The sequence below is a fragment of the Paraburkholderia caballeronis genome (assembly GCF_900104845.1).
In the GTDB taxonomy this organism is placed as follows: Bacteria; Pseudomonadota; Gammaproteobacteria; order Burkholderiales; family Burkholderiaceae; genus Paraburkholderia; species Paraburkholderia caballeronis.
This window is the reverse complement of record NZ_FNSR01000002.1, coordinates 480133-493114: the sequence shown is the minus strand read 5'-3', so window position 1 is coordinate 493114 and position 12982 is coordinate 480133. Positions and strand designations below refer to the sequence as shown.

Genomic DNA, 12982 nt, shown 5'->3' with positions numbered 1-12982 from the left:
CATATTCGACGGCCAGGAAAACGGCACGCCTGACTTCGCGTCATTGCCGGATTCGTCGTGCTTCGTACCGTTGGCGCCCGTTCGCCTTCTCTTTGCGGACCACGGGTTGCGCACTCGCCAGCATTCGCGCACGGGCCAGGAGAAAAGACAAACCGGTACTTGAGGACTGCCAGTATTGTCAATGTCGCAGGGGACTCCTTCGCAAGCGGCCGCGAACACCAAACGTTTGCGTGCGGGATTACCCTGGTCATTCAAGTTTTTTCAGTTAATTTCCGTTAACAATTTGCTTGATACTGCCTAACGCTTCGAGTCGCGTCATTCGATTTTCGTTAGGTCCGGAACCTGCCGGAAACCTGCCCGATTCCCTGTACGCCGAGAAACACCGCGTGCCCGGTGAGTGAGCGATCGTTCGGCATGCAATTCAAAAAGTGCGAATCACCGCCGGCCGAAAATAAATCAATCAAGAGAAACGATAAATGAATCACGCATACCGCGTTATCTGGAACGCGACGACGGGGATCTGGCAGGTTGTGTCGGAACTAGCCAAAGGCAGAGGCAAGTCAAAAAGCAATGCCGTCGTGCTCACCTTGGCGGTGGGACTGGCCATGCCGGTGGCACGGGCCGACGATAACCTGCTGGTGGGAGCCGGTGGAGCTGGAGCACCGGGCAACGCTGGCCCGGGCGGGGGCGGGGGCGGGGGCGGGGGTGGTATTGGCGGCGGCGGAGGAGGAGGAGGCTCTGGCCTTGAAAATACCGATCCGAACAGTGGTAGCGGCGCCGGTGGCGGGGGAGCCATAACCGGTGGTGGCGGCGCTGGCGGCGCTGACGGTGGTAACGGCGGCGGCGGCGGCGGCGGCGGTGGCGGAGCAGGCTTCAGCTGGGACGATGACTCGGGCGCAGGCGGCAGCGGCGGTGGCGGCGGCGGATCTGGCGGAAGCGGCTTCACTGGGGGCGGCGGTGGCGCCATCGGTGGCGCTGGCGGTGGTGCTGGCGCCAGCAACGGTGCAGCCGTTGTGGATATCAACGGGAACAGTCCGGGGACCGCAAGCTCAGGCACGTTATCCGTTTCGCAAACCTATGGTTACGTCGGTGTTGGCGGCGGCGGCGGCGGCGGCGGCGACACTGCTGCGGGTGCATCTGGATCCGCTGGCATACTGACGGTTAATGGTGCCCAATTGACTGTCAACGACTCCGTGCTCATCGGTGGCGGTGGGGGAGGCGGTGGAGGTGCCTCCGGCGGACGCAATGGTGGGAATGGTGGCAATGGCACACTGAATCTCGTCAATAGCGCAAGCATGACGGTTTTCGGCACGCTCCTTGTCGGTGGAAGCGGCGGCGGCGGCGGCGGTGGTGGTCATGGTGGTGGTGGGCTTTACGAAACTGGGGGCAACGGCGGTAGTGGTACTGTCAGCGTCAGCGTTGACAGTTCAATCAACATCGGCAACTCGGGCAATCTGGTTCTCGGTGGGGCGGCTGGTACTGCCGGAGGTCCCGCTTCCGGTCTCGGCCAGGGCGGTAGCGGCGGTGCCGGCGTCCTTGACCTGTCTGGGACGCTGAATTTCGGTAGCGGCGCAATCTTCACCATCAACAGCAACGGCACGCTGAACGTCGGCGACGCGGCGGCGAGCGTGACGGGAATTACGTCGATCGCCAGCAACGGTGCGATCAATTTCATGCAGGGCAGCGGCAGTCTCAGCTTTACGCAGCAGATCACCGGCACCGGCAGTGTGACGCAAAGCGGTGCCGGGACGACGACGCTCTCCGGCGCGAGCACCTACTCGGGCGGCACCCACCTCAACGCCGGCGAGATCGTCGTCGGCAACAACGCGGCGCTCGGCACCGGCACGCTGACGGTCGGCGGCAACGCGACGCTCGACAGCAGCGCGCCCGGCCTGAACATCGCGAACCCGGTTGTGGTCAGTTCGGGCGACACGCTGACGCTCGGCGGCGGCAACACGATGGCGATCGGCGGCACGATCTCGGGCGCGGGCGGCCTCGTCAAGAGCGGCTTGGCGACCGTGACACTCGCGGGAGTGAATGCGTATGTCGGCGGCACCCAACTCAACGCGGGCGCGATCGTCGTTGGCAGCAATGGGGCACTCGGTACGGGAACGCTGACGGTCGGCGGCAACGCGACGCTCGACAGCAGCGCGGCCGTCACGATTGCGAACCAGATCACGGTCGGTACAGGCGACGCACTGACGCTCGGCGGCGGCAATGCGATGAGCCTTATCAGCGCGATCTCAGGCGCGGGCGGCCTCGCCAAGAACGGCGCGGCCACCGTCACGCTCTCGGGTGCGAATAGCTATGCCGGCGGGACGACGATCAACGCGGGTACGCTCGCGCTGGGCGCGGGCGGCTCGCTCGCACCGGCAAGCAGCGTCAATCTCTCGGGAGCAGGCACTGGTTTCGACATCAGCGCGTCGGGCGCAAACCAGACGATCGGCGCGCTGGCAGGCGTGGCCGGCACGGCGGTGTCGCTCGGCGCGCGCACGCTGACATTGAACGACGCGACCAGCCAGACCTTCGGCGGCACGATCGGAGGCACCGGTGGGATCGTCAAGCAGGGCGTCGGCATCGAGACACTGACTGGCGCGAATACCTACACGGGCGGCACGACCGTCAGTGCCGGCACGCTGGCACTCGGCGCGGGCGGCTCGCTCGCGGCGACGGGCAGTGTCGCACTCGGCGCAACGGGCGCGGGCTTCGACATCAGCGCATCGGGTGCGAGCCAGACGATCGGCGCGCTGATCGGTGCGGCCGGCACGACGGTCAGTCTCGGCGGCAACGACCTTACGTTCGGCGACGGGGCCGGCCGCGCCTTCGGCGGCGCGATTACCGGCACGGGCGGCATCGTCAAGCAGGGAGCGGGCACCGAGACGCTGTCCGGCGCGAATACCTATACCGGCACCACGACGATTAACGCCGGCACGCTCGCGCTTGGCGCGGGCGGCTCGCTCGCGACGACGGGCAATATCATGCTGGCCGTAACGGGCGTGGGCTTCGACATCAGCGCATCGGGTGCGAGCCAGACGATCGGTGCACTGATCGGTGTGTCCGGCACGACGGTCAGTCTCGGCGGCAACGACCTCACGTTCGGCGACGGGGCCGGCCGCGCCTTCGGTGGCGCGATCGGCGGCACGGGCGGGATCGTGAAGCAGGGCGCCGGCACCGAGACGCTGACGGGTACGAACACCTTCACGGGTGGCACGACGGTCGAAGGCGGCACGCTCGCGATCGGCGCGGGCGGCTCGCTCGCGTCCACCGGCAGCGTGAATCTCGCGAATGCCGGCGCGACCCTCAACCTCGCTGGCGCGACCACGCCGCAGACGGTTGGCGGCCTGTCGGGCGCAGCCGGCTCGACGGTCAACCTCGGCGGCAACAGCCTCACGTTGAGTGATTCGGGTAACGAAACGTTCGGTGGCGCGATCACCGGTTCGGGCGGCATCGTCAAGCAGGGAGCGGGTACCGAAACGCTGTCCGGCGCGAATACCTATACCGGCACCACGACGATTAACGCCGGCACGCTCGCGCTTGGCGCGGGCGGCTCGCTCGCAACGACCGGCAATGTCGATCTCGGCGCAGCGGGTGCGATTTTCGACATCAGCGGCGCCGGCGCGGCGCAGACCATCGGCAGTCTTTCCGGCGCGGCTGGTTCGATGCTCGATCTCGGCGGCAACGGACTCACGTTCGGCGACGCGAGCAGCCATACCTTCGGCGGTGCGATCGAAGGCACGGGCGGCCTCGTCAAACAGGGCGCGGGCACGGAGACGCTGACGGGTGCGAATACCTTTACCGGCGGTGCAACCATTAATGCCGGCACGCTCTCAATCGGCGCGGGCGGTTCGCTGTCAGGGACCGGCACCGTCGATCTCGCGAACGCGGGGACGGCGCTCGACCTCAACGGCGCGACCACCGCGCAGACGATCGGCGCGCTCGCGGGCGCGGCTGGTACCGCAGTATTGCTCGGTGCGAATACGTTGACGATGGGCGACGCGGGCAATCAGACCTTCAGCGGTGCGATCGTGGGCACGGGCGGCCTCGTCAAACAGGGTGCCGGCACCGAGACGCTGACCGGCGCGAACACCTTTACGGGCGGCACGACCGTCAATGCCGGCACGCTCGCGCTGGGCGCGGGCGGCTCGCTTGCGACGACGGGCAGTGTCGCGCTCGGTGCAACGGGCGCGGGCTTCGACATCAGCGCGTCGGGCGCGGACCAGGCGATCCGCGCACTGTCCGGCGTGGCTGGTACGACGGTCAGTCTCGGCGGCAACGACCTCACGTTTGGCGACGGGAACACCCATACCTTCGGCGGCGCGATCGGCGGCACGGGCGCGGTCGTCAAGCAGGGCAGCGGCACCGAAACGCTGACCGGCACGAACACTTACACCGGTGGCACGACGATTAACGCGGGCACGCTCGCGCTCGGCGCGGGCGGCTCGCTCGCGTCCACCGGCAGCGTGAATCTCGCGAACGCGGGCGCGACCCTCAGCCTCACGGGCGCGACCACGCCGCAGACGATCGGCGGGCTGTCAGGCGCAGCCGGCTCGATGGTCGACCTCGGCGGCAACGACCTCACGTTCGGCAACCTGGGCAATCAGAACTTCGGCGGCGTGATCGAAGGCACGGGTGGGATCGTCAAGCAGGGCAGCGGCACCGCGGCGCTGACCGCCGCGAACACCTTCACCGGCAGCGCGACGGTTGATGCCGGCACGCTCGCGATCAGCACGGGCGGCAGCCTCGCGGCCGCAACCGACGTGAACCTCGCGAACACGGGCGCGAGCTTCGACATCAGCGGCGCCGGCGCGGCGCAGACCATCGGCGGCCTGTCCGGCGTGGCCGGCTCGACGGTCAAGCTCGGCGGCAACAGTCTCACGTTGGGTGATTCGGGTAACGAAACGTTCGGCGGCGCGATTACCGGCACGGGCGGCATCGTCAAGCAGGGGGCGGGCACCGAGACGCTGTCCGGCGCGAATACCTATACCGGCACCACGACGATTAACGCCGGCACGCTCGCGCTTGGCGCGGGCGGCTCGCTGTCGGCGACCGGTACTGTCGATCTCGTGAACGCAGGGACGACACTCGACCTCCGCGGCGCGACCACTGCGCAGACACTCGGCGCGCTCGCGGGCGCAGCCGGCACGGCGGTGTCGCTCGGCGCGAATACGCTGACGATGGGCGACGCGAACGACCATACCTTCGGCGGCGCGATCACCGGCACGGGCGGCATCGTCAAGCAGGGCACGGGCACCGAGACGCTGACCGGTGCGAACACCTTCACCGGCGGTACGACGGTCGATGCCGGCACGATCGCGATCGGCACGGGCGGTTCGCTGTCGGGGACCGGCACCGTCGATCTCGCGAACGTGGGAACGGCCCTCGACCTCAGTGGCGCAACCACCGCGCAGGCGATCGGCGCGCTCGCGGGCGCGGCCGGCACGGTGGTGGTGCTCGGCGCGAATACGCTGACGATGGGCGACGCGAACGACCAGACCTTCGGTGGCACGATCGCGGGCACGGGCGGCATCGTCAAGCAGGGGACGGGCACCGAGACGCTGTCCGGCACGAATACCTTCACGGGCGGCACAACGGTCAATGCCGGCACGCTCGCGCTCGGCGCGGGCGGCTCGCTCGCGGCGATGGGCAATATCACGCTGGCCGCAACGGGCGCGGGCTTCGACATCAGCGCATCGGGCGCGAACCAGACCATCGGCGCGCTGTCCGGTGCGGCTGGCACGACCGTCAATCTTGGTGCGCACGCGCTGACGTTCGGCGACGGAGACAACGCGAGCTTTGGCGGCACGATCGAAGGCACCGGCGGGATCGTCAAGCAGGGCGCTGGTGTCGCAACGCTGACGGGTACGAACACCTATTCCGGCGGCACGACCATCACGAACGGCACGCTGCAGATCGGCAACGGCGGCACGACCGGCTCGCTTGCGGGCGACGTGACGGATAACGGCACGCTCGCATTCGATCGCACGAACGACGTCAGCTTCAGCGGCAAGGTGTCGGGCGCGGGTTTGCTCGCGCAGAACGGCACCGGCACGCTCAAGCTGACCGGCGCGAACACCTACTCGGGCGGCACGACGATCGCGAACGGCACGCTGCAGATCGGCGACGGCGGCACGACCGGCTCGATTACCGGCGACGTGACGGATGACGGCACGCTCGCGTTCAATCACACGAACGACGTCGGCTTCAGCGGCAAGGTGTCGGGCGCGGGCTCGCTCGCGCAGAACGGCACCGGCACGCTCACGCTGAGCAACACAAACACCTACTCCGGCGGCACGACGGTGAACGCGGGCACGCTCGCGCTCACGAACAACCAGGCGGCCGGCACCGGCGTGATCACGCTCGAAGACGGCACGACGCTCTCGCTCGCCAGTGGACTGGACGTCGCCAACCGCCTCGTGATCGACGGCGCGACGATCCTGTCGGTGACCAGCGGCACGGCCACCGAGAGCGGTGCGATCAGCGGAACGGGCAGCTATACGATCGGCGGCGCGGGCGTGCTGCTGCTCACGGGCGACAACTCGAACTTCACGGGGACAATCGAGATTGCGGGCGTGACGCTCGGCCTCGGCAACGACAACGTGTTCGGTGGCGCAAGCGTCGCGGTGACGGGCGACTCGGTCCTCGACTATGCGAATGGCGTAACGATTGGCAATGCGATCGGCGTGTCGGATAACGCGACGCTCGCCGCGGACGTCGCCGCAGGCGACAGCGCCACGCAGTCCGGCGTGCTGTCCGGCGCGGGCGCGCTGGAGAAGCGCGACGCGGGCATGCTGACGCTGACCGGCGTGAACACCTACACGGGCGCGACGACGATCGCGGACGGCACGCTCGCGCTCACGGGCAGCGGCAGCATCGCGCGGTCGAGCGGCCTGACCGATAACGGCACGTTCGATATCGCCGGCACGACCGCCGGCGCTTCGGTTGCAAGCCTCGCGGGCAGCGGCACGGTCGACCTCGGCGCGCAACTGCTCACGCTGACCGATGCGGGCGATGTTTTCAGGGGGGTGATTGGCGGCGCGGGTGGGATGACGGTGAGTGGCGGGACGCAGACGTTGAGTGGGACGAACACCTATACGGGCGTGACGTCGATCGGCAGCGGCAGCACGCTGGCCCTGACCGGCACCGGCAGCATCGCGCAATCCAGCGGCGTGACCGACAACGGCACGTTCGATATTTCCGGCACGACGAGCGGCGCTTCGGTCGCCAGCCTCGCGGGCAATGGCGCAGTCGACCTCGGCGTGCAGTCGCTCACGCTGACCGACGCGAGCAGCACATTCAGCGGAGCCATTGGCGGCACGGGCGGCGTGACGGTGAGCGCAGGGACGCAGACGCTGTCGGGTGCGAACGGCTACACCGGCGCGACAACGGTCGGCAACGGCGGCACCCTGGCGCTGGCTGGCAGCGGCAGCATCGCGCAGTCCAGCGGCGTGACCGACGACGGCACGCTCGATATCTCCCGGACGACGGACGGCGCAGCGATCACGAGCCTCGCCGGCAGCGGCGCGGTCAGCCTGGGCGCGCAGTCGCTCACGCTGACGAACGCGAACGGCGCGTTCAGCGGAGCGATCGGCGGCGCCGGCGGCGTGACGTTGAGCGGCGGGACGCAGACGCTGTCCGGAACCAACGCGTATACCGGCGCGACGACGATCAACAGTGGCACGACGCTTGCCCTGTCGGGGGCGGGCAGCATCGCGGATTCAAGCGATGTGGCCACCAGCGGCACGTTCGATATTTCCGGCACCACGCAGGGTGCGTCGATCACGAGCCTGTCGGGCAACGGCAGCGTGAACCTCGGCAACCAGACCCTGACGCTGACCGACGCGAGCGGCACGTTCGGCGGCACGATCGCCGGCACCGGCGGCGTGACGCTGCAGGGCGGGATCGAAACGCTCACCGGCGTCAGCACCTACACCGGCACCACGACGATCGACAGCGGCGCGACGCTGGTGCTGTCCAACGCGGGCAACATCATGCTCGCGAACGTGGTCGACAATGGCTCGTTGCAGATCGAAGGCGCGATCACGTCGCTGTCGGGCAGCGGCAGCGTGACGGTGGGCAGCCAGGGTCTCACCTTGTCGGGCGGCAGCTTCGATGGCCGGATTCTCGGTGACGGCGGGCTGACGGTCTCGGGCGGCACCGTAACATTGTCGGGCGCGAACGCGTACACCGGCGCGACGACCATCGCGGCAGACGGTTCGCTTGCGCTGACGGGCAGCGGGTCGGTGGCGGCGTCGTCCGGCGTGACGGACAACGGCACGTTCGACATTGCGGGCACGACAGCCGGCGCGTCGGTCACGAGCCTCGCGGGCAACGGCGGCGTGAATCTCGGCAGCGAGACGCTGACGCTCTCCGCTGCGAACGGCACGTTCGGCGGTGCGATTGCCGGTACCGGCGGCCTCGTGCTCGCGGGCGGCGCGGAAACGCTGTCGGGGACGAACACCTACACGGGCGCGACGACGATCGGCAGCGGCACGACGCTGACACTGTCGGGTACGGGCAGCATCGCGGATTCGGGCGGCGTCGCCAATAGCGGTACGTTCGATATCTCCAGTACGACGAACGGCGCATCGATCGCGAGCCTCGCGGGCGCCGGCGCAGTCAACCTCGGCACGCAGTCGCTCACGCTGACCGATGCGAACGGTATGTTCAGCGGAGCCATCGGCGGCACGGGCAGCGTGACGGTGAACGGCGGCACCGAAACATTGAGCGGCGCGAACGGCTATACCGGCGCGACGACGATCGGCAACGGCAGTACGCTGGTCCTGGCCGGTGCCGGCAGCATCGCGCAGTCCCGCGGCCTGACCGACAACGGCACCTTCGATATTTCGGGCACGACAGCCGGCGCTTCGGTCGCGAGCCTCGCAGGCAGCGGCGCGGTCGCACTCGGTGCGCAATCACTCACGCTGACCGACGCGGGCGGTGTATTCAACGGGGTCATTGATGGCACGGGCGGCGTGACGTTGAGCAGCGGCACGCAGACGCTGTCGGGGACGAGCACCTACACGGGCGCGACGACGATCGGCAGCGGCGCGGCGCTCGCCCTGTCGGGTACCGGCAGCATCGCACCGTCGAGCGGCGTGACCGATAACGGTACGTTCAACATTGGCAGCGCGACGAACGGCGCATCGATCGCGAGCCTCACGGGCAACGGCGCGGTCAACCTCGGTACCCAATCGCTCACGCTGACCCATGCAAGCGGCACGTTCAGCGGGACCGTCGGCGGCACGGGCAACGTCACGGTGAACGGCGGCACCGAAACGTTGAGCGGCGCGAACGGCTATACCGGCGCGACGACGATCGGCAGCGGCGGCACGCTGACCCTGGCTGGCGCGGGCAGCATCGCGCAGTCCAGCGGCGTGACGAACAATGGCACGCTGGACCTCTCCGGCACGACAGCCGGCGCATCCATCACGAAGCTGTCCGGCTCTGGCGCGGTGGACCTCGGCGCCCGGACGCTCACGCTGACCGGCGCGAGCGGCACGTTCAGCGGAGCCATCGGCGGCACCGGCGGCGTGACGTTGAGCGGCGGCACCGAAACGTTGAGCGGCGCGAACGGCTACACCGGCGCGACGACGATCGGCAGCGGCGCGACGCTCGCGCTGTCGGGCAGCGGTAGCATCGCGGATTCGAGCGGCATCGCCGACAGCGGTACGCTCGACATTTCCGGCACGACCGCCGGCACGTCGATCGCGAGCCTGTCCGGCAACGGCAGCGTGAACCTCGGCGACCAGACCCTGACGCTGACCGACGCGAGCGGGACGTTCGGCGGCGCGATCGCGGGCACCGGCGGGCTGACGCTGCAGGGCGGCACCGAAACGCTCACCGGCATCAGCACCTACACCGGCGCTACGACGATCGACAGCGGCGCGACGCTGGTGCTGTCCAACGCGGGCAACATCATCCTCGCGAACGTGGTGGACAACGGCTCGCTGCAGATCGAAGGCGCGATCACGTCGCTGTCGGGCAGCGGCAGCGTGACGGTGGGCAGCCAGGGGCTCACCTTGTCGGGCGGCAGCTTCGGCGGCCAGATCCTCGGTGCTGGCGGCCTGACGGTTTCCACGGGCAATGAAATCCTCTCGGGCACGAACGGGTACACCGGCGCGACAGCCATCGCGGCAGGCGGCACCCTGACGCTGACCGGCAACGGGTCGGTGGCCGCGTCTTCAGGCGTGACGGACAACGGCACGTTCGACATTGCCGGCACGGCGGCCGGCGCGTCGGTTACGAGCCTGACGGGCAACGGCAGCGTGAACCTCGGCGGCCAGACGCTGACGCTGACCCAGGCGGGGGACACGTTCAGCGGCACGATCGGTGGCACCGGCGGCCTTGCCGTCACCGCGGGCGCCGAGGCGTTGTCGGGCACGAACACTTACACCGGCGCAACGAACGTTGCCGGCGGGTCGACGCTTGCGCTGGCTGGCTCGGGCAGCATCGCCAGGTCGAGCGGTGTGGCTGACAACGGCGTGCTGGATATCTCCGGCACGACCGCTGGCGCGTCGATCGCGAGCCTGTCCGGGGGCGGCGCCGTGAATCTCGGCGCAAAGGATCTCACGCTCACGAACGGCGCCGGCACGTTCGCCGGCGGGATCGGCGGCGCGGGTGCTGTGACGCTGGCCGGCGGCACACAGACCCTCAGCGGCGCGAATACCTACACCGGCGCGACGACGATCAGCGGCGGCACGCTGGCGTTGTCGGGCGCGGGCGGCATCGCGCAGTCCAGCGGCGTGACCGACAACGGCACGCTCGACCTCTCCGCGACGAGCGGCGGCGCGTCGATCCAGGCGCTGTCGGGCAGTGGCACCGTCAACCTCGGCAGCCAGACGCTGACCTTGACCCACGCGAGCGGCGCGTTCAGCGGGACCATCGGCGGCAGCGGTGGCGTGGGGGTGAACGGCGGCACACAGACGCTGTCCGGCGCGAACACCTATACCGGCGGCACGACGATCGCGAACGGCGCATCGCTCGCGCTGTCTGGCGCGGGCAGCGTCGCGCAGTCGAGCGGCTTGACGGTCAACGGCACGTTCGACATCTCGGCCACGACGACCGGCGCATCGATCCGCAACGTCGCGGGCAACGGCGCGGTGAGCCTCGGCAGCCGCACGCTGACGCTGTCCGACGCGGGCGGCAGCTTCGGCGGCGCATTCTCCGGTTCTGGCCGGCTGGTCAAGCAGGGCACCGGCACGCTGATCGTGACCGGCAACAGCGCGGCGTTTACCGGCACGACCGAAGTGGCCGGCGGCGAGTTCGAGGTCGGCGACATCGACAACCCGCAGGCGGTGCTCGGCGGCAACGCGGCGGTCGACGCGGGCGGCACGCTGCGCGGCCACGGCACCATCGGCGGCGACGTCGCGAACGACGGCATCGTCGCGCCGGGCGGCTCGATCGGCACGCTGACGATCGGCGGCAACTACACGCAGTCGTCGAATGCAACGCTGTCGATCGAGGTCAGCCCGACTGCCGCATCGTCGCTGAAGGTCAACGGCAGCGCGACGCTGAATGGCGTGCTCGCGATCACCTACGATCCGGGCACCTACACCGCGAAGTCGTACACGCTGGTGTCGGCGACGGACGGCGTGAGCGGCGCGTTCAGCCGCACCGACAGCACCGGCGCGTCGAACCTGGGCTCGCTCACGCCCACGGTTTCCTACGGCGCGAACGACGTCGAACTGAAGCTGTCGGGGGCATCGACCGATCCGGTCGTGGTCGCGCCGACGAACACCAGCATCTACACGGCGCTGGGCACGGCCGCCGTGCTCGGCGCGCAGGCCCAGGGCTCGGCGCTGCTCGACCGGGTTGGCGGCGTGTCCAACGCGACCGGTTCCACGCCGACCGGCTGGATCACCGCGACCGGCAGCCAGACGAAGGTGGGCGGCACCGGCGGCAGCCCCGGATTCCAGTCGAACCGCTACGGCTTCCTCGCCGGTCTCGAACGCCAATACGGCGATTCCACCGCGGGTCTCGCGCTCGGCTACGATCACGCGGATATCGACGAATCCGTGACCGGCGATTCCGGCTCGACCGACACGCTGCGCGCGGCGCTGTACGGCGGCCGCGCGTTCGGACCGGTGAACGTGGGCGCGACGCTCGGCGCGGGTCTCGACTTCCTGTCGCAGAAGCGGCCGTTCGGCGCGGACAAGGCCGAAGGCGATCACATGGGACAGGAGTTCAACGTGGGCGGCCAGGCGAGTCTGCCGATGACGTTCGGCAGCGTGACGGTGACGCCGCGCATCGGACTGCGTTATGCGTATTTCCATGCGAACGGCTTCGGTGAGAGCGGCGCGGGCGGACAGGACCTGAACGTCGGCACGGACAACGTGCGCAGCCTTCAACCGTATGTGGGGGTGACGCTGGACCGTGCGTTCGGCGACGCGCTGAAGCCGGTGAACGTGCAGGTGCGGCTGTCGTATGCGCATGAACTGCTGGACGCGAACCGGGCGGTGAGCGTGGCCTCGCAGGACGGCACGCAGTTCACCGCGCCGGGGACGAGCCTGCCGCGCGGGTATCTGACGGTAGGCGCCGGGGTGACGATGCATCCGGCGAAGCACCTGTCGGTGTCGGTGAGCTATGACGGGATCGTCAACACCACGCATGCGTCGGCGCAGCAGGGGAGTCTGCATGTCGGGTATCAGTTCTGAGGGGCGGGGGTAGCCGGCCCAGTCCTGCCGCCCGCTCATCGGACGCGGCGGCAGGGTAGCGGCCGCGCGCAATCCCGGCGTGCATCCCGACTTCTTTCGCATTTCCGCGGCCGCGTCACCGGTCGCTGTCGGGCGAGAAGTCGATCCACGCCAACTCGATGCGTAACGCGATACGAGCGTCGCGGCGGATTTTCCGGGGGGACGACGCGCGGGTCGGCGAACGGGCTGCGACGCATGCTGGACTGCCTGCCGTGCTTGCACGCCACGCTCACGGGTTACGCCGGCAAGCGGCATGGTTCGCGTTTGTGGAAGCCACGTCGCCCGATAAA

Annotated in this window: 2 protein-coding genes and 1 pseudogene; 2 read left to right on the top strand and 1 reads right to left on the bottom strand. The window is 69.0% G+C overall.

Annotated features, from left to right (window positions below; all coding sequences use genetic code 11):
* Positions 1-476: 476 nt before the first annotated feature.
* Positions 477-593 (top strand): annotated as a pseudogene (locus BLV92_RS33105) (ESPR domain-containing protein); the annotation flags it as partial.
* 465 nt (positions 594-1058) lie between these two features.
* Here BLV92_RS33105 and BLV92_RS32625 read toward each other — a convergent pair.
* A complete protein-coding gene (locus BLV92_RS32625; protein WP_243843786.1) occupies positions 1059-1358 on the bottom strand; it encodes a hypothetical protein in 300 nt (99 codons plus the stop codon).
* 270 nt (positions 1359-1628) lie between these two features.
* Between BLV92_RS32625 and BLV92_RS32140 the strand changes: the two genes are divergently transcribed.
* Positions 1629-12653, top strand: a complete 11025-nt coding sequence (locus BLV92_RS32140; protein ID WP_244283846.1) for an autotransporter-associated beta strand repeat-containing protein — start codon at positions 1629-1631, stop codon at positions 12651-12653.
* Positions 12654-12982: the final 329 nt, after the last annotated feature.